A 24769-nucleotide genomic window follows, 5' to 3' on the forward strand; every position below is an offset into this window, starting at 1 on the left:
TTTGCGACAGGGGGTGTGCTGTGTATACGTTGTACGCGCAGTGCGTCGCTCCGACGTGCGCCCCGGTGCGCGCCTCGGCGCGTACGCCGTCCATCGGAGCCCACGGCCCTTTCGGAGGCCACCATGTCCCATACGTCCACCCCAGAGCCCCGCACGGCTCCGGTCCCCGACCAACCGCTCCCGCTCGGCCGCCGCTCCCTGGCCCCGGACCTGGCCCGCGGCGTCATGCTGCTGTTCATCGCGCTCGCCCACACGCACCTGTTCACCGTGTTCATCGGCGGCCCGCAGGGCGCTCCCGACCCCGCCGACCAGCTCACCACCGCGGCCACGGTCATGTTCGTCGACCTGCGCAGCTACCCCATGTTCGCGGCCCTGTTCGGGTACGGCCTGGCCCAGATCCACCGCCGCCGAGGCGAACAGGGGCAGGGCTGGCCCCGGACTCGCGGCCTGCTGCGCCGACGCGGCCTGTGGATGGTCGCCTTCGGTCTGGCGCACACGGTGCTGCTCTTCCCCGCAGACATCCTGGCCGTCTACGGCCTGGTGACGCTGGCCCTGGTGGGCGTCCTGCGGTTGCGCGACCGGACCCTGGTGGTCCTGGCGGCGGCCTGGCTGCCCGTGGCCGCGGCCGTGCACGCCCTGATCGCCGCCGAGGACGCCGTGACGGGGCAGGGCATGCCGCTGATGCCGGACGGGTTCGCGGACGAACTCCTCTTCCGGGTGACCCTGTTCTCGGTCCTGGCCGTGGTGATGTTCGCCAGCACGCTCGTCCCGTTCCTGATCGGTGTCCTGGCGGCCCGGCACCGGATCCTGGAGCGGCCCCACGAGCACCTGCGGCTGCTGCGCGCCACCGCGTTCGCGGGCATCCCCCTGGCGGCGTTGGGCGGCCTCCCCCTGGCCCTGGACAAGGCGGAGGTGTGGACCGGAGCCACGACCGGGGACCTCGTCGCCGCCACGGCACTGCACCAGGTGAGCGGCTACGCGGGCGCGCTGGGCTACGCCGCGCTCATCGCCCTGGTCGCGGTCCGCCTCACGGGCCGAGAGGGGCCGGTGACCGACGCCCTGGCCGCGCTCGGACAGCGCTCCATGACCTTCTACCTGGCCCAGTCCGTGGCCTGGGCCGTGCTGTTCTCCTCCTACACGCTCGACCTGCACATGACGTCGCCCGCCGTCGGCGCGGGCGTCGCGGTGGCCGTGTGGCTGGCCACGGTGCTGCTCGCCGACCTCATGCGCCGCCGGGGCGTGCGCGGACCCGCCGAGGTGGTGCTGCGCCGCCTCACCTACGGGCCGTCGCGCTGAACCGTCCGGTCCTCCCGGGCGGGGCCGGTCGGCGGATTCCTCCTCCGACCGGCCCCCAGCGGTGCTGGCGACTCCGGAGGCAGCCGTCATGTCAGACGGCCTTCTTGGCGACGCGGTGCAGGCGGATCGCGGAGACCAGGAAGAAGATCCCGCCCAGGGTGGCGTAACCGGCGAGGCCCGTCAGTGGGGCGTCCGGGGTGCCGCTCTGCATGAGGAACCCCGCACCGGCGAACGTGGAGATGCCGCCGCTGAGGATCATCGCCCACTGGCCGCCGAGCCCGTAGCGGATGAGGGCGACGGTGAGCTGCACGGCCCCGGCGGTGATCGCCCACACGCCCCACACGGCCAGCACGGCCGAGGAACCCGAGGTGACGGCGAGGCCCAGGCCGACGGCGGTGAGCAGGCTCAGCGCCATGTTGGCGTACAGCCCCGCGGTCGGCCGCGCCGCCGCGGACCTGCGGAAGTCGACCACGGCGGCGGCGAGGTCGAACAGCGGGTAGAGCACCAGCAGGGCGATGCTGACGGGCGTGAGCGAGGAGGCGGTCAGGGCGAGCAGGGCCGCCCAGACGACGGCGAACCCGAAGCGGACGTAGTACAGGTTCCGCAGCCCGCGGGCGATGCCGATCCTGTCGGTGCTGTCGGTGCTGTCGGTGTTGGCGCTGGTCGCGGTGGTCGCGGTGGTCATAGGGTGCTCTTTCGCTGAGTGGGCCCGGTGGTCCGGGGCCGATGTCCGGTCCGGGTGCGTCGCTCGTGTCCCCACCGTGCGCGGTCGCGGGGTCCGGCCATGGAGCGGCCGGTCTCGGACGGGGCAGGCGGTCGGATACGGGAACGGCTCCCTAGGTAGAATGACTAGTAACTCTACTTGGTGGCGAGTGTAGGCGCGGGGGCGCCGGTCCACAAGCCCGCGGAGGAGCTCATATGATTCCGCCCATGGCCAATCCCATGCGTGAACGCCTGTTGGAGGCGGCGACCGAGCTGTTCTACGCACACGGCCTGCGTGCGGTGAGCGTCGACAAGGTCATCGACGGCGCCGCCACGACGAAGGTGACGTTCTACCGCCACTTCAAGAGCAAGGACGACCTCATCGTCGCCTACCTCGAACGCCGCGCCGCGCTCGAACGCGAGGGGGTCGACGCGGCCATCGCACGCGGCGAAGGCGACGTGGACACGACGTTGGGGCTCATCGCGGAGCAGGTCGGGATCATGGCCTGCGCGCCCGGGTTCCGCGGCTGCCCGTTCATCAACGCCGCCGCCGAGTACCCGGACCCGGACAGCCCCGTGCGGCGGACGGTCGACGCGCACCGCCGCTGGTGCAGGGGGGCCTTCGAACGGCTCGCCGCACCGCTGGGCCACAGGGAGGCGGGCGACGTCGCCGACGACCTGATGCTGCTCCGCGACGGCGCGATGGTCGCCGGATACCTCGGTGAACCGGCGGCCGTCGCCGACTCGTTCCTGCGCAGCGGCCGTGCGGTCACCGGTGTCGCCGCACCCGGCGGCGCGTCCGGTTCCGCGGGGCCGGTCGGCTAGGCAGCGGTCCGCGGTCGGGCCGTGACGTCGAACGGCAGCGGGCGGAGCCGTCGAGCGTGCGCGTGGCCGCCCGCCCCGCCGAGGAGCCGCCCGCTCCGGTCCGGTCGTTCAGACTCCGAACGGCGCCGCACGGCCGGGAGCCGCACCGTCCCGGGCGGCCCGCCGGGCGGAGGCCACCGGTACGGGTTCCGCGGGCGCGCGTGCGACGGCGCGCCTCAGGCGGAACGCCCGGAACCGACCGGCTCCTCCTGCCCGACCTCGTTCACCGCCGAGCTGGGGACGCCGAAGATCCTGTCGAAGGCCCAGTTGTAGGCGAAGGTGTAGAACGGGATGTAGACGATGAACACCAGGTCCAGCACGAACGCCTGCAACAGCGTGATCTCCAGCCACCACGCGATGAGCGGGATCAGGAAGCACACCAGGGTCAGCTGAAAGCCCACCGCGTGCAGGACGCGCCGGCGCACGGTGCGCGTGCGGTCGCGCTGGCGCCGCTCCCACGCCTCGAACAGGTAGTTGAAGGCCAGGTTCCACACCGTCGCCACGCAGGTGATCATGAGCGCCAGGGGTCCGGTGGTGGCCGGTGACTCGCCCGTCAGCAGGGACATCACCGCGGTGCCCACCGCGAGCCCCAGGATCTCGTATCCGCCCACGTAGACCAGCTTGCGCTTCACACCTTGCACAGCACACACTCCCGTTCCGTCGGCCAACGGGGGAAGACGTTATATTCAGGGCTAATGAACAGAAAAGTCAGGTCCCTTCAGAAAATCTGACAGTTGTATGGCTCTCTCCAGTGACGGCATCGAGCTGTTCCTGGCCGTGGTCGACCACGGCTCCTTCTCCGGCGCGGCCCGCGCGCTGCGCCGGGTGCCCTCCGCCGTGAGCATGGGCATCGCCAACATCGAGGCCGAACTCGGTTACCCCCTGTTCGACCGGTCGCGCCGCGAGGCGGTGCCCACCCCGCGTGCGCTGGCCCTGGTGCCCCACGCACGGGCCGTCGCCAGCAGGCTGCGGCTGCTGCAGGTCCACGCCGTGGAGCTGTCACGGGACCTGGAGAGCACGCTCACCGTCGCTATGGCCGCCGGGGTGCCGGACCGGGACCTGCTGGACGCCCTGGCCCGGGTCGGCGGACGCTACCCCCTGCTGCGCGTGAACCTGCTCCGGGCGCCCCAGGACGGGGTCCGGGAGATGCTGCACCGGGAGCGGGCCGACCTGGCGCTGCTGGCCGCGGCTCCGGACGTGGACCGGGAGGAGGTCTTCACCAACGTGACCGACGAGGTCTTCGTGGCGGTGGTCTCGGCCACCGCGGACACCCCCGGCCTGCCCGCCGACCTGCGGCGCCTGGAGGACCTCGGCGCCAGCCGCCAGATCGTGGTCGCCGGTCCCGAAGACGCGGTCGCCGATCGTCGGCTCCTGGTCTCCGACGCCCGGTGGCACGTGGACTCGGTGGAGGCCGCGCTGGGGCTCGTGGAACGCGGCGCGGGATGGGCCAACCTGCCCCTGGGGGAGGTGCGGGAGGCGGTCGCGGACGGGAGGGTGAGGGTGCTGGAGTTCGTCAACCTCAAGAACGGGCTGGCGATGCCGGTGCACCTGGTGTGGCTGCGCAGGAGGCCGCTGCGCCGGGCCGCCGGGGAGGTCGTCGCGCTGATGAGCCGCGACCACCGCTGACCGGCCGGAGCGGGCGGGTCCGACGCAGACGGGCCGTGACCGCGACGGGCCGGGCTTCCCCGCCGATCCCCGCCGAGCTTCCGGCGTCCGCGGGCGGGAGGTTCAGTCAGCGGCGGCCGGTGAGGGGGCTCTCCTCGGCTCCGGCGCCCTCGGCGGAGGCGATGACGTCGTCGAGCAGCTCCCGGGAACGCCGCAGGTCGGCGATCATCCGGTCGATGCGCTCTCGCTCGGTCCTCAGCTCGCGGACCAGGTGGGCGTCGGCCGTGGCGGCGGGTCCGCCGTCGGCGTCGCGCATGCACGGCAGCAGCGTCACGATCTTGGCGCTGCACAGCCCCGCCGCGTACAGCTCCTGGATCCGCGCCACCCGGTCCACCGCGGCCTCGGCGTACTCGCGGTGCCCGCCCGGGGTGCGCTCGGAGGCCAGCAGGCCCTGCTGCTCGTAGTAGCGCAGCGAACGCGGGCTCACCCCGCTGCGCCGGGCCAGCTCACCGATGCGCATGACGCACCTCACGTTCCTCGCGCTTGAATCTGACATTGGTGTCAACTCCTACGGTATCCGCATGAACGCCAAGGAGACAGAGTCCCCGCTTCTCAGCCCCGCGCGCCTCGCCGGCACCGACCTGCCCAACCGGCTCGTGATCGCCCCCATGACCCGCAACCGCGCCGAGCCCTCGGGTACCCCGAGCGAGCTCATGGCCGAGTACTACGCCCAGCGGGCCTCGGCCGGTCTGATCATCGCCGAGGCCTCCACACCCAGCAGGGTCGGGCGCACCTACCCCGACATCGCCGCCCTGTACCGTCCCGAGCACACCGAGGGCTGGCGTCGGGTCAACCGCCGCGTGGCCGAGGCGGGCGGGCGCATGTTCGCCCAGATCCAGCACGGCGGTCGCGTCGGCCACCCCGACACCAGCGGCCTGACCCCGCTGGCTCCCTCACCGATCGCGCTGCCCGGGACCATCCACACCCCCGGCGGACGCCAGCCCGCCGTGACACCCCGGCAGATGGACGGGGACGACATCGCCGCCACCGTCGCCGACTTCGCCTCCGCCGCCCGCCGGGCCGTGGAGGCCGGGTTCCTGGGCGTGGAGGTGCACGCCGCCAACGGCTACCTCCTCCACCAGTTCCTGACCCCCGGTACCAACCGGCGCCGGGACGCCTACGGCGGCACCCCCGAGAACCGGATGCGCTTCGTCCTGGAGGTGGTCCAAGCCGTCGTCGCGGAGGTCGGTTCCGACCGCGTCGGCGTGCGCGTCTCCCCGGGCAACACCGCCAACGGCATCGCGGAGACCGACGAGGACATCGCCGCCCTCTACCCGGAACTGACCACCCGCCTGGACGCGTTGGGGCCCGTGTACCTGCACGTGGCCTTCGCCGACCCCGACAGTTCCGTGTGGAAGCGGATCCGCTCACGCTGGTCGCGCACCCTGATCGGCAACCCGGTGCTGCCCGGCGGCCAGATTCCCGCGGACGGCGGACGGGACGCCGCCGAGCGCATGCTCCGGGCCGGGGCCGACCTGGTCGCCCTGGGCAGGCCCTTCCTGGCCAACCCCGACCTGGTCGAGCGCATCCGCACCGGGGCGCCGGTCAACCCGGTGCGCGACAGGTACCTGATGTACGTGGGTGGGGCCACCGGCTACACCGACTACCCGGCACTGGGCGGCTGACCTCGTGCCCGGCTGGCCCCGCTCTCGACTGCCCCCGTCCCCGGCGGCGGCCCGCGTTCCCCGCGCCTACCGGTCGGTGCCCCCGGGCCGTCGCCTCGGCAGGGGCCACCGCTGGGCCGCCCCCTCCCGAACGGGCTCCGCGCCGACCGGGTCCGGGGCGTCGCCCGGTTGCGGCCACGGCTTCGCCCGAGTGTCCAGCCAGTGCGCGGCACCGGCCGGGCCGGAGTGGGTCAGGGCCGCGCGGATCGCCTCCAGTGAGCCGCCGGTACGGCCGGAGCCGGAGGAGGCCGGGGTCGTGTGTCGCCGCTGGTCATCGTTCATGGGGACCATCGTCCGACCGGTATCCGGTATCGCATGGAATCGTCCGCCCGGGCTCAGCCGGACGCGCGGTCCGGGTGGGTCCCAACCGTGAGGTGAGGAGTGGCCGGTCAGTCCCCGAGGAGGCGTTCGACGAGGAACCGCCAGCCGTCGATCAAGGGATTGGGGGCGTCCGGCTCCGGAGGGACGGCGACCTCGTCCGTCGACATGTACAGCACGAGAGGACCCTCCAGCGCGGCGGTCAGCTGCACGGAGAGGCCGTACAACCGGTCCGCGGGCAGACCGGCCAGGCCCAGGAGCATGCGGATGTGGGGCTGCGTCATACCGACAGCGCCCGCCGGTACCGGCAGGGAGCGGTCCACGGCGGCCCGGGCGATCGCGTGGTGCTCCAGCAGGAAGGGGATGCGGGCGCACCCGTAGGCGACCAGGCGCTCGGCGGGGTCGGCGCCCGGTCCCAGCGGCGGCGGTCCGGACAGCACCTGTTCCTGGAAGCGGTGCTCGGCGTCTTCGAGCAGGGCCACGAAGATGCCCGCGCGACTGCCGAAGCGGCGGAAGACGGTGCCCTTGCCCAGCCCCGCGCGTTCGGCGAGGCCGTCCATGGTCACCTGCCGTGTTCCGTGTTCGGCGATCATCGCGCGGGCTGTCTCCAGCAGGCGTTCGCGGTTGCGCGCGGCGTCCGCGCGTTCGCCGCGCTCCTTCCCGAAGGGCACCAGGGGCGAAGTCACACGGACAATCTACCCCGGGAACACTAAGCGGGGTAAAGTCCGTTTATAGTTGTGCGAGGGTCACCCGGACAGCTGGACCGTCCGGCCGTGTGGCCGTGCTCCGCATACCGCGAACCCGAACACCCTTGGGGGAAGAGCCCGATGAACCTGTTCCGTCTGGACGCCAGCATCCTGCCGACCGTCTCCTGCAGCGCCGAGATCGCCGACCGGGTCGAGGCCGAATGGGCCGCCGCCCACCCGCAGGGCGCCGTCAACCGCCGCCACCTGGGCACCGACCCTCTGCCCGCCGACGCCTGGGCCCTGGCCACCATCGGCGCCGGAACGGACGAGGCCGACCGCACGCCCGAACAGGTCCGGGCTCTGGCCCTGGCGGCCGAACTGGCCGCCGAACTCCAGGAGGCCGACGCGGTGGTCCTGGCCGTGCCGCTGTACAACTTCGGCGTCTCCCAGCACTTCAAGGCCTGGGCCGACCTGGTCATCGCGAGCGCGGGCGCCACCACCCCGCTGCTGAAGGACACCCCCACCGTGCTGGCCACCACCCTGGGCGGCGGCTACGGCCCCGGCACCCCCCGCGAGGGCTGGGACCACTCCACCCCCTACCTGGAGCGCGTCGTCGGCGACATCTGGCAGGCCGACCTGACCCTCATCAAGCGCGAACTCACCCTGGCCGCGACCACGCCGGGCATGGAGTCCCTCAAGGACCTCGCCCAGCAGGAGCACGACCGGGCCCTGGCCAGCGCCAGCGAGGCCGGCCGGGCCCTCGCCGCGCGCTGAGGGCCCCGGTCGCCACCGACCGCCCCAACACCGAGCCCGCCCGGGGCCGCCGACCACGTGATCCGTGTTCTCGGCGGCCCCGGGCGGCGTTCGTCCGGGTTCCTGAGGTGTGCTGGGGCTCCCCCCGGCGCTAACCCCGGGTGCCGTCGGAGCGGCGCAGTCCCAGGCGGCCGCGGGTGCAGACCGCGAGGAGCACCGCGAGCAGGGCGACCATGGCGACCTCGGGCGCGCTCGCCGGGTCGCCCACGGCCACGGCCTTGACGCCCGAGACGACGTTGATCGCGGCGTGGGTGATGATCGCGGCGACCACGCCGCCGCGGGCGGAGTTGAAGACGTGGCCGAGGACCACCGTGAACCCGACGCAGAGCAGGGCGTAGGCGGGGAAGTACATCTGCGACTGGAGCGTGCCGGGCATGGCGAACAGGGGGGCGTGCCACATCGCCCAGACCGCGCCGAGCAGCACGTTCGAGGCCAGCGGGGAGAGGACGCCCTGGAGGCGGGGCAGCGCGAAGCCCCGCCATCCCAGCTCCTCGTTGCCGCCGCCGACCAGCGCGATGACCAGGAACTGGACGGGCAGGGTCGGCAGCGCCGCCCACAGTTGGGCCTCGTCCAGGGTCGACTGGCCCAGGTACACCTGGATCGCGGCGGAGCCCGCGAGGGCCAGGACCACCAGCACGGTGATCAGGTAGGGCATGACGCCGCCCCTGCGCCGGAGCGAGTGCCGCCGGAAGAGCGCGCCCACGCCCTTGCGGCCCTGGGTGGCCGCGGTGACGACGGCCGCGGCCACCATCGGCCCGAAACTTCCGACGATCACGGCGGGCATCGGGTCGGCGCCGCCGAGCAGGCGCGTGCCGAGCCACCAGGCGGTCCAGGAGAAGGCGAAGGCGATCACGAGGAAGGCGGTGAGGCCGCGGGGGTCGGCGACCGTCGTGCGGGACTGGTCGGGGGCCTCGGCGTGGAACTCGGAGGGGACGGAGGTCTGGGGGCTCGTGAGGGAGCTGTCGGTAGCCATGCCGAGAAACATACACTGTTGGATAGAAACCTACAACGTAGGATTCCCAGTATCCTGTTGGACATGGCAACCTCAGGATCCGACCAGCAGTTCGACAGCGTCTTCCACCGCCCGCAGCGCCGACGCCGGTCCCAGCCCGCCCTCAGCCGCGAACGCATCGTCGCCGCGACCATCGACCTGCTCGACCGCGAGGGGGCGTCCGCGCTGACCATGCGCAAGGTCGCCGCCGAACTCGGGGTGCACGCCACCAGCCTGTACTGGTACGTGGAACGCCGGGAGGACCTGGTGGACCTGGCCGTGGACGAGATCCTGGCCGGGGCCGCCTCCGTGCCGCCGCCCCCGGACGCCCCCTGGGACGAGGCGCTCAAGGAGACCGCCCTGCGGTTCTACGCGGCCCTGACCGCGCACACCTGGGCCGCCGAGTTCGCGGGATCCCGGCCGCTGATCGGCCCGAACGCCGTCGCCCTGTCGAGGCGCATCATCGAGGCGCTGGGGGAGTACGGAGGGGACGGGGAGACGCAGGCGGTCGCCATCCGGGCGGTGTCGAACCAGATCCTCGGCGCGGCCACCTCCGCCGTCGCCATGCGCGCGATGAAGTCCGACCGCGAACAGGAGCACGAGGAGGCCGTCGCCGCCGCGGTGTCGGAGGCGGACGCCCTGGCCGTGGAGAACACCTACTTCGACCAGACGCTGGACCTGATCCTGGCGGGCATCAGGGCGCGGCGCGGGTCCTAGCGCGGTGGCCGCGGACGGCCGCCGGGCCGGTCACGCGGCCCGGGACCGGGGGCGCCCCCGACGTGCTGTTCACTCCGTACCCGGGCACGTCCCCGACGCCGCGCGGCCGGAGCGTCCGGACGCCGGCCGTTCGCGTCGGGCCGCCGCGGACACGTGCGATTTCCGCCCTCGCCCCTCCCGCCGCCCGGGCTATGATGCGGCTCCGGGCCGCCGGAATCCTTGGAGAAGACGGATGAGTGACGTGGGCATCGGCACCGGCAGAGTGGTCGTGAACAGGGCGATGTCACTGGACGGCTTCATCGCCGGGCCCGGCCACGCGATGGACTGGATCTCGGAGTACCTGACCGCGGACGCGGTCCCGGAGGTCATGGCGGCCACGGGCGCCATGCTCGTCGGCCGCGGCACCTACGAGGTCGCCAAGCGCATGCCCGACCAGGGCACCGCCTACGACGGGGGACCGCAGTTCGTCCTCACCCACGAGCCTCCCGAAGAGCCGGACCCCACCGTCACCTTCCTCACCTGCGGACTCGAAGAGGCCGTCGCCACGGCACGCGGCGCCGCGGGCGACAGGAACCTGGAGATCCTCGGCGCGGACGTGGCCGCCCAGTGCCTGCGGCGCGGGCTCGTCGACGAGATCCTGGTGTACGTCCTGCCGGTGCTGCTCGGCGACGGCGTCCGCTTCACGCCCCCGGGCCTCGACAGGATCGACCTGGAGCCCTTCGGCAACACCCAGTCCGGCGCCGTCACGACGCTGCGCTTCCGCGTGCGGAAGTAGGCGCGGCCCTCCGACAGCTGGGCCCTGTTCCGGGTTCGGGTTCCCGTGCGCGCCCCGCACGGTGGTGACCGAACGGCCCCGCGCTCGTCACGGAGGAGGGGCGTGTCTCCCGGCACCGGCGCGGGGCGGTGCGCGGGGTTGCACCTTCCGTAGCGGCATGTGGTCTGGTGGACCCACGTCCCGGTCCCCTGAGGAAAGCCACCCTGCTCATGCACCTGTCCTTCACGCCGCCCCGCCAGGTCAAGATCGGTGACGCGGCGGCCTTCGTCGGCAGCACGCCGCGGGCGATCCGCCACTACCACGAGATCGGCCTGCTCCCCGAGCCCGAGCGGGGCGTCGACGGCCGCCGCCGCTACGGGTACGAGGACATGATCCGCCTGCTGTGGATCCGCAGGATGGCCGACGCCGGGATCGCCCTGGAGGACATCCGCGACTCCTTCACCACCGGCACGGCTTCCGCCGACGCCGACGCCGACGCTGGCGGCGCAGACGGTATCGCGGGCATCCTGGAGCGGTTGGAGGAGAACCTCGCCGAGCAGGAGGCGGAACTGCGGCGGCAGCGGACCGCCGTGCGGCGGATGCGCACCGAAGGCAGCCGGATGGGCCTGCTCTCCGACTTCGTCACCGAACGCCTCAAGAACCTGCCCGAGGGCTCCCTGCGCCAGGCGGACCTGGATGACCTGCTGGTCACCGAGCGGGTCTTCGGCCCGCTCGGCGCGGCCGTCCGGGCCGGCCGCTTCATCGCCCTGGCCACGCACCCCGCTCTGCGGGAGGAGTCCGACCGCCTCAACGGCGCAGAGGAGGCACTCGACGACAGCGTCGCCGTCGATGATCCACGGGTGGCTCGGGTGGCCGCCGAACGGCACGCCTTCGAAAGCGCCCTGCACGCCGTCATCGAGGAGTCGGGCCTGGGGGAGGAGGACGACGCCCTCTTCGACGCCTGGGACGCTCTGCACCCTGCTCCCGCCGATGACGAGGCCGGTCCCGGCTCCTGCAAGCGGGAACCGGGCTCCATGAGCGCGTTCGAAGCCTTCGGCAAGATGCCCTACGACTTCTCCCCGGCCCGGCAGCGCTGTATGGAACTGGCCGAGGAGCTGTCCGTCCGGGACTGGACCGCCACCTGAGACACGGCCCGGACGCCGATTTGGGGTGGAGAGCCCGCCAGCGGGCCCGGAACGGGACCACCATCGGTTCTGGACCACCCGCCGGGACCGGGGGAACGCGGCCCGCCCGGGCCCGGCGGCGGCGTCGCGGACGCCGTGCGATCCGCCGGGCCGGGCGGGCCCACCGGCCTCCGCGCGACTAGGCGCGGATGTTGACGTCCACGCAGGCGTAGAAGGCGTTACCGGTGTCGGCGACGTTCCACCTGGCCAGCAGCGTGTGCCGTCCGCTGTACCCCGACAGGTCCACGGTGTGGCTGAACGACCACGGCGGACGGGCGCCGTGGTCGTTGAACACGGCCACCCGGTGGTTGCCGATGAAGTACTCCCAGGTGGAGGTGGAGTGCGCGGCCGTGATGGTCCACTCGAACGTCTGGACGCGGCCGACGTCGGTCACCCGCCAGCCCCGGCTGTTGTCGTTCAGCTCGGCGAAGCGGCCGACGCCGCCGTTGCACTGCATGAGCCCCTTGGGGCCCTCCACGCTCTGCGGCTCCCACTGGATGCCGCCGCACTGGACGATGCCCGCGGCGCACTGGGCCTGGCGGCTCATCGGGTTGGAGATGTAGCCGTGGGCGTTGGCCGTGCCCGCGGGCATGAGGCCGAGGAACAGGGTGGTGGCGGCGGCCAGCGCCGCCGCGGTGCGGAAACGGTGCCGGTTGCGGGGGCGGGGGGTGTCGGACTTGCGGTTCAGCATGTGCGGGTCCTTCGGTCATGGATCGCGCCCCGGCGCGCAGGGCCGGGACGGTAGCGGGAATCCGTCGGGGGAGACCCGGGCCGGTACCTGCCCGGGGCGAAGGCGAGCGCTCGTGACTGCGGGGGGAGGGCCACGGGCGTCGAGTCCCTGAGGACGCGGCGCCCGGAGTCCCTCTGGAACAGGGGTTTCCCGCTCGGGGAGGCCGGTAAGCGGGCCGTGACGAGGAGTCGGGTCCCCCGGCTGTGGCCGGGTGCGGGGGCCGACCGGACCGGCCGCAGGACCGGTCGGGGCCGCTCGCCGGGCGGTACGGGAGGGACCCCCGGACACGTGCGGACGGGAGCTGGAAGGACCCGGCTCCGCCGCTCCTGTGGTCCGCACCTGCCGGAGGTGGACCAATCCCGGCGCGGAGGGGAGTCGGCATTAGACCTCACCCGGAGGACACTGTTTCCTTCCCTCTCCTTCCTTTTCCCTTCCTGGAACCGAGTCCTCCCACGGTTTTCGGAACCGCGTTCGGCCCGGGCCCCGGGCCCGCCCGCCGCACCCGGCCTGCGCTCCGACCGCCGCCGACGCCCCCGGGCAACCGTCCGCCCGCCGCTGCGCCCGCGCACACCGCCGCGCCACGCCGCCGTTGGTGGGGTGCCCGACCACGGACGGGCGATCCGTGAAGATGGCGCCGTGGAATGTCCGAATCCCGTAACCCGGTGATCCGCGTCCCGTCGGCACCGCCCCCGGGGAGCCGCTTCCGGTACCGCACGAACGAGAGGTGAAACGGTGGCCACCGACGGAGGGCAGCACCGTCCGGACCGCGAACCGGAGCCGGAAGTCGAGCCGGAACCGGAAACCGGACCGGAGACCCCCGAGGAGGCGGAGCGCGGTCCGAGCCGCCTCAAACCGGTCGTGTTCTACGGCTCGTCCGCGCTGATCGTCGCGCTCTCGGTCTGGGCGATCGTCGCGCCCACGCACGCCGGGAACACCATCGGCGCCGTCGTGACGTGGATCACCGAGGTGTTCGGCTGGTACTACTTCCTCGCCACCACCCTCTACCTCGGGTTCGTGGTGGTCATCGCGCTCTCCCGCTACGGCAGGGTCAAGCTCGGCCCCCAGCACTCCAAGCCGGACTACGGGGTATTCGCGTGGGCGGCCATGCTGTTCGCGGCGGGCATCGGCATCGACCTGCTGTTCTTCTCCGTCTCCGGGCCGGTCAGCCACTACCTGGCGCCGCCCGAGGGCGACGCGCAGACCGTCGAGGCGGCCCGCCAGGCCGTGGTATGGACCCTCTTCCACTACGGCGTGACCGGGTGGGCGATGTACGCGCTGATGGGCATGGCCCTGGGCTACTTCTCCTTCCGCTACCACCTGCCCCTGGCCATCCGCTCGGCCCTGTACCCGCTGATCGGCAGGCGCATCCACGGCCCGGTCGGCGACGCGGTCGACCTGGCGGCCGTCATCGGCACGATCTTCGGCATCTCCGTGTCGCTCGGCATCGGCGTCGTGCAGCTCAACTACGGGCTCAACTTCCTCTTCGGCGTCCCCGAGGGCGTCGCGGCCCAGCTCGGCCTGATCATCGTCGCCGTGCTCGTGGCCACGATGTCGGCGGTGGCGGGCGTGGACCGGGGCATCCGGCGGCTGTCCGAGATCAACGTCGTGCTCGCCGTCGTCCTGATGCTCTACGTGCTGGTCTTCGAGGACCCCCTCTACCTGCTCAACGCCCTGGTCCTCAACATCGGCGACTACCTCAGCCGATTCCCCTCCATGACGCTGAACACCTTCGCCTACGACCCGCCGACCGACTGGCTCAACGCCTGGACGCTGTTCTTCTGGGCCTGGTGGATCGCCTGGGCTCCGTTCGTGGGGATGTTCCTCGCCCGGATCTCGCGCGGCCGCACCATCCGGCAGTTCGTGGCGGCGACGCTGGTGGTCCCGCTCCTGTTCACGCTGACCTTCCTGTCCTTCTTCGGCAACAGCGCGCTGAGCGTCGTGCGCGAGGGCGGCGCCGCGTTCGGCCAGACCACCATGAACCACCCCGAACAGGGCTTCTACGCGCTGCTCGCGCAGTACCCGGGCGTCCTATTCAGCGCCGGGCTGGCCACGGTCGTCGGACTGCTCTTCTACGTCACCTCCGCCGACTCCGGCGCGCTGGTGATGGGCAACCTCAGCTCCCACCTGCCGACGCCGCTCACCGACGCCTCCCCGTGGCTGCGCGTCTTCTGGTCGGCGGCGACCGGCCTGCTCACCCTCGCCATGCTCCTGGTCGGCGGGGTGGACACGCTGACCAGCGCGACCATCATCATGGGCCTGCCGTTCTCGTTCGTGATGTTCGTGATCATGTGGGGCCTGTTCAAGGCGCTGCGGGTCGAGAAGTTCCGCAAGGACGCCTTCCGGACCACCCTGTCCTCGTCGCTGTCGGACCGGACCGCGGCCGACCGGCGGGGGCCCGAACGCAACTGGCGGCAGCGGATCAAGCGGGCGGTGAGCTTCCCCGGCAGGCGGGCGGCCGAGCGGTTCGTCCGCGACGTGTGCCGCCCGGCGTTCCGGGACGTCGCCGAGGAGCTGCGCGAACACGGCGCGGAGGCGTCGGTGAGCGAGGGGGTGGACGAGGCCGTCGGTATCGCCTACCTGGAGCTGCGGGCGCCGATGGGCGAGGAGGAGGAGTTCAGCTACCGGGTGTGGCCGATGGAGGTGCCCACCCCCGCGTTCGCCATGCGCTCGCTCGCCGAGCACGACACCTACGTGCGCTTCGAGGTCTACCTCACCGAGGGCAGCCAGGGCTACGACGTGATGGGCTACACCAAGGAGCAGCTCATCGGCAACATCCTCGACGAGTACGAGCGGCACCTGGAGTTCCTGCGGCTGCACCGGGAGGCGACCTCGGGCTCCGCGCTTCCCGACCACGGGCCGGGCACCGCCGACGTCCAGGACACCGAGGAGCGCTGAGAGCGTTCGCCGACGGGTAACGGATCCGGTCCGGCCGGAAGCGTTGCCGGTGTGGCACAGCTGGTGTGACGCAAGGGTTTTGTCCTGCGGTGATCCTGTGCCTGTAGCGAGTCCGGGCGGTCGGACCCCGCCACGGGCGCGAGACCACGACGGACGGGGCGGGCCGCACGGCTGGGAGCGGTATCCGGGAGGCGTCCGAGTGACATCCGAAATGTCGGGCCGCGCGCGTAGCCTCTTCGCGGATCCGCGGGCGGTGCCCCCGGCCGCCCTCCCCGAACCCCCTCACCGTAGGAGCCTTCATGCACGAGCACCCGACCGTCCGCGTCTTCCGCACCGAACGGCAGCGGGCCCGGACGGGGGAGTGGCTGGCCGACCACCGGCTGGTGGTCGGGTTCGAACCCGGCGGGGCCGTGCCGTTGGCCCAGCTCGGCTGGCGCGACCTCGACGGCGCGGAGGCGGTGGTCGGGTTCGAACCCGGCATGACCGCGTTCACCGGCACGCGGACCACCGCGGACGGCGCGTCCCACGCCTGGCGGGGACGGCTGGTGGAGCGGCTCACCGACCACCCCGTCCACAGGTTCGGCGTCGAGGGCGCGGACGGGGAGGAGGAACTGCGGCTGCTCATCGAGGACGGCGGCTCCCCGGCCGCGCGGGTCACCTGGGCCGACCGCGAGGGCGGCGGCGGTGCGGTCGCCCTGCGCACCATCGCCCTGGAGGAGGCCGGTAGCGGGGAGGAGGTCACCGGCGGGGTGCGCGAGGTGCGGGCGGGCAACGAGCACACGCGGGCGGGCGAGGTCGCCGCCAACCTCCTCGACGACACCTCCTCCAAGTGGCTGAGCTGGCGCGACGCCGACTGGCTGGAGTTCACCATGGCCGAACCCGTCAGCGTCCGGCACTACGTCTTGGTCTCCGCCAACGACTTCGCCGACCGCGACCCCCGGAACTGGACGCTCAAGGGGTCGGCGGACGGCCGGACCTGGGTCACGCTCGACACCCGCTCCGACGAGTTCTTCCCCGGCCGCCACCACGCCCGCGACTTCCACGTCACCGACCCGGCCGCCGACACCCCCTACCGGCACCTGCGGCTGGAGATCACCGGCAACTGCGGCGGCTCCGAGATCCAGCTCAACCGGGTGCGTTTCTTCTCCGAGGGCCGCACCTACGAGGCGTTCGACGGACACCGCTACACGGCGGGCGGAGCGCCCTCCCCCTACGGGGGGATCGCTCAGGACCTGCCGGCCCGCGTCCCGGCCACCGCCGGGCAGTGGCGGGACTACCTGGCCGGGTACAGCGCGGACATGCTGCGGGTCCTGACCGAGGACGAACTCCCCGGGACCACCGCGGAGCAGCGCGCCGCCTCCTGGCTGGGCTGCGACGGCGCACCCGAGGAGCGGATCGCGGAGCTGGAGGAGCGGCTCGGCAGGCGGCTGCCGCCCGGTTACCGCGCCTTCCTGGAGGCCTCCGACGGCTGGGGGCCCGCGAGCACGTTCGTGTACGGCCTGCGCTCCACCGCCACCGTCGGCTGGGCGGCCGACCTGGAGGACGAGTGCGGTGTGGACGAGTCCCTCGTGACGGGGGAGGACGGGCCCGTCGGACCGCTGCTGCTGGTCTCGGCCGAAGGGGACGCCCAGGACTGGGTGCTGGACGCGGGCGACGTCTCCCCCGACGGGGAGTGGGCCGCCTACACCTGGTCGAGCTGGTACCCCGGCCCGGGGGAGCGCCACCGCTCCTTCGCCGACCTCGTGGCCGCCGAACGCGCCTCGTTCGAGGAGCTGCTCGGCGCGGAGGGGCGTCCGGTGCACCCGGAGGGAGCGCTCGAACTCCTGGCCCGGGGCCGCCGCGCCGCGCTGGAGGGCCGGGTGGAGGAGGCGCTGAACGCCCTGCGCCGGGCCAAGGAGAAGGGGTCGGGCGCCGCCGCCTACCTCGAAGTCGTCCTCGCGGCCTTCCTCGACGTGCGGGGGGCGCACCACAGGCTGCGCGGCCTGCTGCACCGCCCCCACGTGGTCGCCGAGGTCGGCACCGGGCGGATCGAGGCCGAGGCGGTGCCGCTCTACCTGCACAGCGCCGGTCTGGACACCCCCGGCGGCGCGGCCTACGCCGAACGCGCCCTGGCCGGGGTCGTGCCCGGCCTCGACATCCCCTCCGGCGGGACCGAGCGGCGGGAGTGGCTGGCCTCCCGCCGGCTGCCGGAGCCGCCCGCCTTCGAGCGCGCCCTCGACACGGCCCGCGAGCTGGCCGCCCGCGGCGCCACCGACGAGGCCTGGGCCGCCATCGAGGGGGCCCTGCCCGGGTGGTACCCCCTGGAGCCGAACCGGATCGCCCCGGTGGTCCTGCTCACCGACCCCGCGCTGCGCGAGGTGGTCACCCCGGCCCGCGCCCGGGAGGCGGTGTTCACCCCGCGCGGCCTCACGTCCGCCGCCGGGGAGGCGGTGCGCCGGACCCAGAGCGCGGACGGACCCGCCGCGTCCGGGGATTCCGGCCGGGCCCCGGCCCGCCGCGGCCTCCGCTGAGCGACCCGTGCCCGCCCGCGCCGTCCCCAGGCGCGGAGGTCCTCCAGACGGTCCCCGTGGACCGATGCGTGCCCGCCCGCGCCGTCCCGGGACAGGGGGAGCGGCGCGGGCGGGCGCGGATCAGCCCTGTTCCAGGCCGCGCAGGTACTCGGCGAACTTCTCCAGGCCGTCGATGTTGCGCGGACCGGAGATGCCCTCGTTGTAGTCCAGGACGAAGAAGTTCTCCTCGACCACCGCCGGGACCTCGGCCATCGCGGGGAACGAGGTCAGGAAGTCGATCTTCTCCTGCGCGGGCTGGTCGCCGTAGTCGAGGATGATGATGACCTCCGGCTCGGCCTCCACCACCGCCTCCCAGCCGACCTGGGTCCAGCGCTCGTCGAGGTCGGCGAAGATGTTCTCCCCGCCCGCGTGGCTGATGATGTCGTTGGGCGGGACCTGGCTGCCCGCGGTGAAGGGCTGGTCGGTGCCCGAGTCGTAGAGGAACACGGGGACCGGGTCGCCGGCGGGGGCCTGCTCCTCCACGGCGGCCACCCGCGCCCGGTAGTCGGTGACGAGTTCCCCGGCGCGGTCCTCGACCCCGAAGATCCGGCCCAGCCGCTCCAGGTCGGTGTACAGGCCCTCGAAGGGGGTGACCTCCTCGGAGTGCCCCGGGTAGTTGAAGCAGGACTCGGTGTGCATGAAGCTCTGGATGCCGAGTCCGTCCAGGATCTCGGGGGTGATGCCCCGCTCCTCGCTGAACCCGGAGTTCCACCCAGCGACGACGAGGTCGGCCCCGGCGTCCACGACGAGCTCCCGGTTGAGCAGGTCGTCGCTGAGGAACTCCACCCGGGCGTACTCCTCGGCCCAGGGCGACTCCTCCACCGGCGGGTTGGCGGGGGGCATCACGTACCCGTGCACGTGGTCGGTGAGGCCGAGGGCGAACAGCTTGTCGGCGCTCCCGGCCTCGTAGGCCACGACGCGCTGCGGGGTGGTGTACTCCACCTCCTCGCCGCACCGCTGCACGGTGACCGTGCCCGCGGCCGAGGCCTCCTGCCCTTCCTCGACCTGGGCTCCGCACCCGGCGACCAGGACGGCCACGGCGGTCAGGGGGAGCAGGGAACGGTGGGACGCGCGGGTCCCGAGGGGTGTCCGGTGTGTCACTGGAGGCCTTTCTCGACGGCGGGGAGCAGCCGGTACAGCAGCTGGGGATCCCCGGTCAGGGGATGGGGGACGACGGAGGCCTCGATGCCGAAGACCTCCATGAGCAGGGCGGGGGTCAGGACCTGGTCGGGAGCGCCCGCGGCCACCAGCCTGCCCTCCTGGAGCACGCCGATCCGGTCGCAGGCCGCCGCGGCCAGGTTGAGGTCGTGCAGGACCACCAGGACGGTGAGCCCCGAGTCCCGCAGCAGGGACAGCAGCGCGATCTGGTGGCGGATGTCCAGGTGGTTGGTGGGCTCGTCCAGGACCAGCACGCTGGGCTCCTGGACCAGGGCGCGGGCCACCAGCACCCGCTGGCGCTCGCCCCCGGACAGCTCCATGACGCCCCTGTGGGCCAGGTGGGCCACCTCCAGGCGCTCCATGGCCCGGCGGCACAGGTCGCGCTCGCGCGCGTCGAGCGGCTGGTTGCCGCGCAGGTGCGGGGCGCGCCCCAGGGCGACGACCTCCTCCACCGTGAAGTCGAGGTCGGTGCCGCTCTCCTGGGTCAGGGCGGCCACCCGCTGCGCGTTCTGGCGCAGGCTCAGGGAGGACAGGTCCTCGTCCCCGACCCACACGGTCCCGCCGCTGGGGCGCAGCGCCCGGTAGACGCAGCGCAGGGCCGTGGACTTGCCCGAGCCGTTGGGGCCCACCAGTCCCACGACCTGTCCCGCGGGCACGTCCAGGGAGAGGCTCTCCACGATCCGGGCGCCGCCGAGTTCGACGGACAGCCCGTCCAGGCGCAGGTCCATCATCGTCCTCCGAACAGGTAGCCGCGGCGGCGCATGAGACCGAGGAACACCGGTACGCCGATCAGGGCGGTGATGACGCCCAGGGGTAGTTCGCGCGGGGCCACCACCACGCGGGAGAAGAGGTCCACCCAGACCATGAGGAGCGCGCCCAGCAGCGGGGCGACGGTGAGCACGCGCCGGTGGTCGGCGCCCACCGCGATCCGCACGATGTGGGGGATGACCAGGCCGACGAAGCCGATCGCGCCGCTGACGGCGACCATGGCCCCGGTCATGACCGCGGTCACCGCGAACAGGACCTTGCGCTGCCGTGCCGCGTCCACTCCCAGGCTCGCCGAGGTCTCGTCGCCCAGGGCCAGCACGTCGAGCGGGCGCGCGAGGCCGCGCAGCACGAGGATGCCCAGGACCACCACGACGGCCACCACGGGCAGGGAGCTCCAGGTGGCCGCGCCGAAGCTCCCCATGGTCCAGAAGAGCACGGTGGCGGTGGCCTCGCTGCTCGGCGCCAGGTAGACGATCACGCTCATCACGGCCTGGAAGCCGAAGGAGAGCGCCACCCCGGTGAGCACCAGGCGCAGGGGGGTGACCCCCGTGGGGGAGCGGGCGACGAGGTGGACGAGCAGCGTCGCGCCCAGCGCGCCCAGGAAGGCCCCGGCGGAGACCGCGTGGATACCGAGCGCGGACAGTGCGCCCAGCACGCTGACCAGTACCGCGCCGACGGAGGCGCCGGAGGAGACCCCCAGGATGTAGGGGTCGGCGAGGGCGTTGCGGACCATGGCCTGGACGGCCACGCCCACGACCCCCAGACCGGCCCCGACGACGGCGGCGAGCAGGACCCGGGGGGTGCGGATCTGCCAGATGATCTGGTAGCGGACCACCTCGTCGGCCTGGATCACGCCCCCGCTCAGGGCCGCCCACAGGTAGCGCACCGTCTCGGCAGGGGGGACCACCGCCGATCCCAGGCCGATGGCCAGCACCGCGGAGACCGCGAGGAGGACGCCGAGGACGACCGCGGCGGTGGCCGTGCCCGCCCGTGTGGCCAGCCATCTGACCCCGGCCGGGCCTGTCCGCCCGGACGCCGCGCTGTCGGATGCCGCGTCGTCGGGCACCGGGCGCGTCCTGCCAGGCGGGAGGGACACGTGCCTCACCTGGTTTCTCCTCCCGCTGGGTCAGCAAAAACGATAATGGTTTTCATATTAGGGCAAAGTCGGTTCCGTCGGAACGGCCGGGGGCGGATGTGTGCACACGGCGACCCCTTTGTCCGAAACCGGCTCGGGCGTGCGCGCGGGGCCGTCCTCCGGGACGGGTACGCGCTGCGGAAGTCTCCGCGGGATCGTGGGGCTCCGACGTGGGCGGGGGCCGTCCCGCCGCCGGTCACGGGCCGAAACGGGCGGCAGCGGCCCCCGCCTCGGGCTCGGCCGATAGCGCCTGACCGAAAGGCTGTGGACGGCAGGGCCGATTCCGGTGCGCCGATGTGCCGGACTCTCCCGTATCGCCCTGGTGCGCCCCGCGGCCAGCGGCGGGACGGGCCGCCCGCGGGTTACCCGTGTGCACTCTCCGGAAAAGACCAGCGACGATCCGTAGCCGAATCCGAAGGAGGCTCGCGTGCGCGCCACCGTGGGCATCACCGCCGCCGTCCTGTCCGCCGCCGTGCTGGCACCCGTCACCGCACTGGCGCCCGCCGCCGCGCACGCCGCCGAGGCGGTCCCGCTCGCCGTCGCCGTCGCCGGTCTGCCCGTCACCGACGAGAACCGGCAGGGGTACGACCGCTCCCTGTTCCCGCACTGGGCCGACACCGACCGCGACGGCTGCAACACCCGCGCCGAGGTCCTGATCGAGGAGGCCGTCGTCATGCCCGAGGTGGATGAGCGGTGCCGCCTGAGCGGCGGACAGTGGGAGTCCTACTACGACGGGCGCGCGCACACCGAGGCCCGCGCCCTGGACATCGACCACATGGTGCCCCTGGCCGAGGCCTGGGACTCGGGCGCCTCGGAGTGGACCACCGACCGCCGCCGCGACTACGCCAACGACATGGGCGAACCGGTCGCCCTGGTGGCGGTCACCGCGGCGCAGAACCGCTCCAAGGCCGACAAGGACCCCGCGCAGTGGCTGCCCGCCTCGGCGGAGGCGCACTGCCGCTACGTCACCGAGTGGACCACGGTCAAGGTCCGCTGGGCCCTGACGGTGGACCCGGCCGAGCACGAGGCGCTCGTCGCCCTCGCCGCGGAGTGCCCCGACGCCGTGGTCGAGACCGAGGCGGCCTGACCGGCCCGGGGCAGCCGGACCCGCCCGGGGGCGGCCCGCGCGGGGCCCGGCGGAGCGCGCCCGGGCCGGGGACGCGCCCGGGAGACGGAAGCTGGCTGGCCAGGTGGCGCGTGGGAGCGCGTTCATCGCCGAGAGGTTTGGCCCAGCGTGATACACACGCTACCGAACGTGAAAAGGAAAGCCGCGTTCTCTGCATCCCTCAGACCATGTGGAGGAAACACCGCATGACCCTGCCCTGTCACAACCCCGCGGCGGCCGCGCGAGCGGCCTCCGCCCTGGACCTGAGCCGGGCCCGCGACCTCCCCGGGGAGGCGCAGTGAGACGCGAGGCCGTCGTCACCGGCATCGGCGTGGTGGCGCCCGGAGCGATCGGCGCGTCCGCGTTCTGGGAGATGCTCACCGCGGGACGCACAGCCACCCGCCACGTCACCCTGTTCGACGCGTCCGACTTCCGCTCCCGGATCGCCGCCGAGGTCGACTTCGACCCCGCCGCGCACGGACTGGACGAGCACCAGGCCGAACGCATGGACAGGTACGTGCAGTTCGCCGCCGTCGCCACCGCCGAGGCGCTGGCCGACAGCGCCCCGCCCCTGTCCGAGGTCTCGCCCTGGCGCGTGGGCGTGAGCATGGGAACGGCGGTCGGCGGCACCACCCGCCTGGAGAGGGACTACGTCCAGATGAGCCGGGGCGGCGCCGACTGGGTCGTCGACCCCGAGGCCGCCTCGCCCCACTTGTACCGGGCGGTGACGCCCAGCGCCCTGTCCGGGGAGATCGCCGAACTGGTCGGCGCGCGCGGACCGGTGCGCACGGTCTCCACCGGCTGCACGTCCGGCCTGGACGCCGTCGGCTACGCCGCCCAGGCCATCGAGGACGACCTCGCCGACGTGGTCGTCGCGGGAGCGGCCGAGTCGCCGATCTCGCCCATCGCCATGGCCTGCTTCGACGCCATCAGGGCGACCTCGGACAGCAACGACGACCCCGCGCGCGCCTCCCGGCCCTTCGACCGCGAGCGCAACGGCTTCGTCATGGGCGAGGGCGCGGCCGTCCTCATCCTGGAGGAGGCCTCGATCGCCCGCCGCCGGGGCGCGCGGATCCGCTGCCGGGTGGCGGGCTTCGCCAACCACGGCAACGCCTTCCACATGACCGGCCTGCGCCGCGAGGGGCAGGAGATGGCGCGGGCCATCACCACCGCCCTGGACCAGGCGCGGCGCCCGGCCACCGACGTGGACTACGTCAACGCCCACGGATCGGGCACCGTGCAGAACGACCGCCACGAGACCGACGCCGTCAAGCGCTCCCTGGGCGAGCACGCGCGGCGGGTGACCATGTCCTCCATCAAGTCGATGGTGGGGCACTCGCTGGGCGCGATCGGCTCCATCGAACTGGCCGCCTGCGTGCTGGCCATGGACACCGGCGTCGTGCCGCCGACCGCCAACCTGAGCACGCCCGACCCCGAGTGCGACCTGGACTACGTGCCGGTGACCGCGCGCGAGCGGCGCACCGACGTGGTGCTCTCCGTGGGCAGCGGCTTCGGCGGCTTCCAGTCCGCCGTCGTCCTCGACCGGGGCAGCGAGGTGCGCGTATGAGCACGGTCATCACCGGACTCGGCACGGTCTCACCCGCCGGGGTGGGCGTCCCGGAGTACTGGGAGGCGGTCCGGGAGGGGCGCTCGCTCCTCGCGCCGATCCCCGACTTCGACACCGACGGCTTCCACGTGCGCGTGGGCGGGAAGATCCCCGGCTTCGACCCGCACGACCACCTCGACGGCCGCTACGTCGTCCAGACCGACGCCTTCAGCTGGTTCGCGATGGTCGCGGCCGGCGAGGCCCTGCGCGACTCGGGGCTGGACCCCGCCGCCGACCCCTACGCGGTCGGCGTGCTGATCTGCAGCTGCACGGGCGGCGTCGAGTTCGGCCAGCGCGAGATCGAGGCCCTGTGGAGCAGGGGCCCCGACCACGTCGGCCCCTACCAGTCCATCGCCTGGTTCTACGCGGCGAGCACCGGACAGATCTCCATCAGCAACGGCCTCAAGGGCATGTGCGGGGTGCTGGTCACCGACGAGCCGGGCATGCTCGACGCCCTGGGCCAGAGCGAACGGGCCCTGCGGCGCGGGACCTCCGCGATGCTGGTCGGCGGCAGCGAGGCCCCGATCGGCTCCCCGTTCGCACTGGCCTGCCACGCGGGCGCCGAGGTCCTCAGCCGCGGCGAGGACCCCCGCACGGCCTACCTCCCCTTCACCGAGGGGGCGGTCGGCCACGTCCCGGCCGAGGGCGCGGCCGTCGCCGTGGTGGAGGACGAGGCCGCCGCGCGGGCGCGCGGCGCCAGGATCCGGGCCCGGGTCGCGGGGCACGCGAGCACCTTCGGCGGGGTCGGATCGTTCGACCCGGGAGGTGCCGGACTCCTGCACGCGGCCCGGGAGGCGATGCGCCGGGCCGCCGTCGCCCCCGAGGACGTGGACGTGGTCTTCGCCGACGCGGTGGGCACGCCCAAGGCCGACGCCGACGAGGCCGCCGTGCTGCGCGAGCTGTTCCCCGGCGGGGTGGCCGTCACCGCGCCCAAGACCGGCTTCGGACGCGCCTACGCCGGGGCGGGCGCGCTGGACGTGGCCGCCGCCGTCCTGAGCCTGGAACACCAGGTCGTGCCGCCCACACCCAACGTCCCCGACGCGCCCAGCGGCCTCGACCTGGTCGTGCGGGTGCCGCGCGCCGCACGCCTGCGCACCGCGCTGGTCCTGTCGCGCGGCCTGGGCGGCGGCAACTCCGCCGTCGTCCTGACCCGCCCCGACCCGGTCTGA

At 73.3% G+C, this 24769-nt stretch carries 23 protein-coding genes; 13 read left to right on the forward strand and 10 right to left on the reverse strand.

Annotation, left to right across the window (positions count from 1 at the left end):
- Positions 1–123: 123 nt before the first annotated feature.
- Complete coding sequence (locus tag G011_RS0106715; protein ID WP_019607805.1) at positions 124–1296, forward strand: DUF418 domain-containing protein; 1173 nt, start codon at positions 124–126, stop codon at positions 1294–1296.
- Between the two features lie 91 nt (positions 1297–1387).
- On the opposite strand, the gene G011_RS0106720 is transcribed toward G011_RS0106715, so the two are convergent.
- Entirely contained in the window at positions 1388–1981 is a 594-nt protein-coding gene (locus G011_RS0106720; protein ID WP_019607806.1) for a hypothetical protein, read from the reverse strand.
- Positions 1982–2226: 245 nt separating this feature from the next.
- Here G011_RS0106720 and G011_RS0106725 point away from each other — a divergent pair, with 245 nt between their 5' ends.
- Entirely contained in the window at positions 2227–2823 is a 597-nt protein-coding gene (locus tag G011_RS0106725; RefSeq protein WP_231391398.1) for a TetR/AcrR family transcriptional regulator, read from the forward strand.
- 215 nt (positions 2824–3038) lie between these two features.
- Here G011_RS0106725 and G011_RS0106730 read toward each other — a convergent pair whose 3' ends face one another.
- On the reverse strand, positions 3039–3503 hold the full coding sequence (locus G011_RS0106730) for a PACE efflux transporter (RefSeq protein WP_013155288.1): 465 nt from the start codon (positions 3501–3503) through the stop codon (positions 3039–3041).
- A gap of 97 nt (positions 3504–3600) precedes the next feature.
- Here G011_RS0106730 and G011_RS0106735 point away from each other — a divergent pair, with 97 nt between their 5' ends.
- Positions 3601–4488, forward strand: a complete 888-nt coding sequence (locus G011_RS0106735; protein ID WP_019607809.1) for a LysR family transcriptional regulator — start codon at positions 3601–3603, stop codon at positions 4486–4488.
- A gap of 106 nt (positions 4489–4594) precedes the next feature.
- Here the strand turns inward: G011_RS0106735 and G011_RS0106740 are convergent, their stop codons facing one another.
- Complete coding sequence (locus G011_RS0106740) at positions 4595–4987, reverse strand: MerR family transcriptional regulator (protein ID WP_019607810.1); 393 nt, start codon at positions 4985–4987, stop codon at positions 4595–4597.
- Positions 4988–5048: 61 nt separating this feature from the next.
- On the opposite strand from G011_RS0106740, the gene G011_RS0106745 reads away from it, so the two are divergent.
- The gene (locus G011_RS0106745) at positions 5049–6152 is read left to right on the forward strand and encodes an alkene reductase (RefSeq protein WP_019607811.1); all 1104 of its coding nucleotides are present in this window, start codon (positions 5049–5051) and stop codon (positions 6150–6152) included.
- A gap of 66 nt (positions 6153–6218) precedes the next feature.
- Here G011_RS0106745 and G011_RS0106750 read toward each other — a convergent pair whose 3' ends face one another.
- Both G011_RS0106750 and G011_RS0106755 read right to left on the reverse strand, forming a co-directional pair.
- Positions 6219–6473 (reverse strand): hypothetical protein, encoded by a 255-nt coding sequence (locus G011_RS0106750; RefSeq protein WP_036552297.1) that lies wholly within the window; start codon positions 6471–6473, stop codon positions 6219–6221.
- Positions 6474–6580: 107 nt separating this feature from the next.
- Positions 6581–7195 carry a TetR/AcrR family transcriptional regulator gene (locus tag G011_RS0106755; RefSeq protein WP_019607813.1) on the reverse strand — a complete coding sequence of 205 codons (615 nt, stop codon included), beginning with the start codon at positions 7193–7195 and terminating at the stop codon, positions 6581–6583.
- Positions 7196–7336: 141 nt separating this feature from the next.
- Between G011_RS0106755 and G011_RS0106760 the strand changes: the two genes are divergently transcribed.
- Positions 7337–7969, forward strand: a complete 633-nt coding sequence (locus tag G011_RS0106760; RefSeq protein ID WP_019607814.1) for an FMN-dependent NADH-azoreductase — start codon at positions 7337–7339, stop codon at positions 7967–7969.
- Positions 7970–8099: 130 nt separating this feature from the next.
- On the opposite strand, the gene G011_RS0106765 is transcribed toward G011_RS0106760, so the two are convergent.
- Positions 8100–8993: a CPBP family intramembrane glutamic endopeptidase gene (locus G011_RS0106765; RefSeq protein ID WP_019607815.1), complete on the reverse strand. Its 894-nt coding sequence runs from the start codon at positions 8991–8993 to the stop codon at positions 8100–8102.
- 51 nt (positions 8994–9044) lie between these two features.
- Between G011_RS0106765 and G011_RS0106770 the strand changes: the two genes are divergently transcribed.
- The 3 genes from G011_RS0106770 (at position 9045) to G011_RS0106780 (ending at position 11615) form a co-directional block, all read left to right on the forward strand.
- A complete protein-coding gene (locus tag G011_RS0106770; RefSeq protein ID WP_019607816.1) occupies positions 9045–9716 on the forward strand; it encodes a TetR/AcrR family transcriptional regulator C-terminal domain-containing protein in 672 nt (223 codons plus the stop codon).
- A 232-nt stretch (positions 9717–9948) separates the two neighbouring features.
- Positions 9949–10491, forward strand: a complete 543-nt coding sequence (locus G011_RS0106775; protein WP_019607817.1) for a dihydrofolate reductase family protein — start codon at positions 9949–9951, stop codon at positions 10489–10491.
- Positions 10492–10700: 209 nt separating this feature from the next.
- Positions 10701–11615, forward strand: coding sequence for a MerR family transcriptional regulator (locus G011_RS0106780; protein WP_019607818.1), 915 nt, complete (start codon positions 10701–10703; stop codon positions 11613–11615).
- Between the two features lie 178 nt (positions 11616–11793).
- Here G011_RS0106780 and G011_RS0106785 read toward each other — a convergent pair whose 3' ends face one another.
- A complete protein-coding gene (locus tag G011_RS0106785) occupies positions 11794–12345 on the reverse strand; it encodes a lytic polysaccharide monooxygenase auxiliary activity family 9 protein (RefSeq protein ID WP_019607819.1) in 552 nt (183 codons plus the stop codon).
- A gap of 771 nt (positions 12346–13116) precedes the next feature.
- Between G011_RS0106785 and betT the strand changes: the two genes are divergently transcribed.
- Together betT and G011_RS0106795 are read left to right on the forward strand one after the other, a co-directional pair.
- Positions 13117–15279: a choline BCCT transporter BetT gene (betT, locus tag G011_RS0106790; protein ID WP_019607820.1), complete on the forward strand. Its 2163-nt coding sequence runs from the start codon at positions 13117–13119 to the stop codon at positions 15277–15279.
- Between the two features lie 299 nt (positions 15280–15578).
- Positions 15579–17789: a discoidin domain-containing protein gene (locus G011_RS0106795; RefSeq protein WP_019607821.1), complete on the forward strand. Its 2211-nt coding sequence runs from the start codon at positions 15579–15581 to the stop codon at positions 17787–17789.
- 120 nt (positions 17790–17909) lie between these two features.
- Here G011_RS0106795 and G011_RS0106800 read toward each other — a convergent pair whose 3' ends face one another.
- From G011_RS0106800 to G011_RS0106810, 3 genes are read right to left on the reverse strand one after another with little or no spacing between them, the layout of a single operon-like run.
- Positions 17910–18929 carry an ABC transporter substrate-binding protein gene (locus G011_RS0106800; RefSeq protein ID WP_019607822.1) on the reverse strand — a complete coding sequence of 340 codons (1020 nt, stop codon included), beginning with the start codon at positions 18927–18929 and terminating at the stop codon, positions 17910–17912.
- Positions 18926–19714 (reverse strand): ABC transporter ATP-binding protein, encoded by a 789-nt coding sequence (locus tag G011_RS0106805; protein WP_019607823.1) that lies wholly within the window; start codon positions 19712–19714, stop codon positions 18926–18928. The genes G011_RS0106800 and G011_RS0106805 overlap by 4 nt, the downstream gene beginning before the upstream one ends.
- Positions 19714–20820, reverse strand: a complete 1107-nt coding sequence (locus G011_RS0106810; RefSeq protein WP_019607824.1) for an iron ABC transporter permease — start codon at positions 20818–20820, stop codon at positions 19714–19716. The genes G011_RS0106805 and G011_RS0106810 overlap by 1 nt, the downstream gene beginning before the upstream one ends.
- 496 nt (positions 20821–21316) lie before the next feature.
- On the opposite strand from G011_RS0106810, the gene G011_RS0106815 reads away from it, so the two are divergent.
- From G011_RS0106815 to G011_RS0106830, 3 genes are all read left to right on the forward strand, one after another.
- Positions 21317–21976, forward strand: a complete 660-nt coding sequence (locus tag G011_RS0106815) for an HNH endonuclease family protein (protein ID WP_019607825.1) — start codon at positions 21317–21319, stop codon at positions 21974–21976.
- A 316-nt stretch (positions 21977–22292) separates the two neighbouring features.
- Positions 22293–23561, forward strand: coding sequence for a beta-ketoacyl synthase (locus tag G011_RS0106825; protein WP_013155269.1), 1269 nt, complete (start codon positions 22293–22295; stop codon positions 23559–23561).
- Positions 23558–24769, forward strand: a complete 1212-nt coding sequence (locus tag G011_RS0106830; protein WP_019607826.1) for a beta-ketoacyl synthase N-terminal-like domain-containing protein — start codon at positions 23558–23560, stop codon at positions 24767–24769. Before G011_RS0106825 ends, G011_RS0106830 begins: the two co-directional genes overlap by 4 nt.

It is taken from the genome of Nocardiopsis sp. CNS-639, assembly GCF_000381685.1.
GTDB classification, from domain to species: Bacteria; Actinomycetota; Actinomycetes; order Streptosporangiales; family Streptosporangiaceae; genus Nocardiopsis; species Nocardiopsis dassonvillei.

Bases quoted from the DNA above. Each gene is read 5' to 3' on its own strand.
- G011_RS0106715 (WP_019607805.1), top strand. From the start codon at position 124: ATGTCCCATACGTCCACCCCAGAGCCCCGCACGGCTCCGGTCCCCGAC.
- G011_RS0106720 (WP_019607806.1), bottom strand. From the start codon at position 1,981: ATGACCACCGCGACCACCGCGACCAGCGCCAACACCGACAGCACCGAC.
- G011_RS0106725 (WP_231391398.1), top strand. From the start codon at position 2,227: ATGGCCAATCCCATGCGTGAACGCCTGTTGGAGGCGGCGACCGAGCTG.
- G011_RS0106735 (WP_019607809.1), top strand. From the start codon at position 3,601: ATGGCTCTCTCCAGTGACGGCATCGAGCTGTTCCTGGCCGTGGTCGAC.
- G011_RS0106740 (WP_019607810.1), bottom strand. From the start codon at position 4,987: ATGCGCATCGGTGAGCTGGCCCGGCGCAGCGGGGTGAGCCCGCGTTCG.
- G011_RS0106745 (WP_019607811.1), top strand. From the start codon at position 5,049: ATGAACGCCAAGGAGACAGAGTCCCCGCTTCTCAGCCCCGCGCGCCTC.
- G011_RS0106750 (WP_036552297.1), bottom strand. From the start codon at position 6,473: ATGAACGATGACCAGCGGCGACACACGACCCCGGCCTCCTCCGGCTCC.
- G011_RS0106760 (WP_019607814.1), top strand. From the start codon at position 7,337: ATGAACCTGTTCCGTCTGGACGCCAGCATCCTGCCGACCGTCTCCTGC.
- G011_RS0106765 (WP_019607815.1), bottom strand. From the start codon at position 8,993: ATGTTTCTCGGCATGGCTACCGACAGCTCCCTCACGAGCCCCCAGACC.
- G011_RS0106770 (WP_019607816.1), top strand. From the start codon at position 9,045: ATGGCAACCTCAGGATCCGACCAGCAGTTCGACAGCGTCTTCCACCGC.
- G011_RS0106775 (WP_019607817.1), top strand. From the start codon at position 9,949: ATGAGTGACGTGGGCATCGGCACCGGCAGAGTGGTCGTGAACAGGGCG.
- G011_RS0106780 (WP_019607818.1), top strand. From the start codon at position 10,701: ATGCACCTGTCCTTCACGCCGCCCCGCCAGGTCAAGATCGGTGACGCG.
- G011_RS0106785 (WP_019607819.1), bottom strand. From the start codon at position 12,345: ATGCTGAACCGCAAGTCCGACACCCCCCGCCCCCGCAACCGGCACCGT.
- G011_RS0106795 (WP_019607821.1), top strand. From the start codon at position 15,579: ATGCACGAGCACCCGACCGTCCGCGTCTTCCGCACCGAACGGCAGCGG.
- G011_RS0106805 (WP_019607823.1), bottom strand. From the start codon at position 19,714: ATGGACCTGCGCCTGGACGGGCTGTCCGTCGAACTCGGCGGCGCCCGG.
- G011_RS0106830 (WP_019607826.1), top strand. From the start codon at position 23,558: ATGAGCACGGTCATCACCGGACTCGGCACGGTCTCACCCGCCGGGGTG.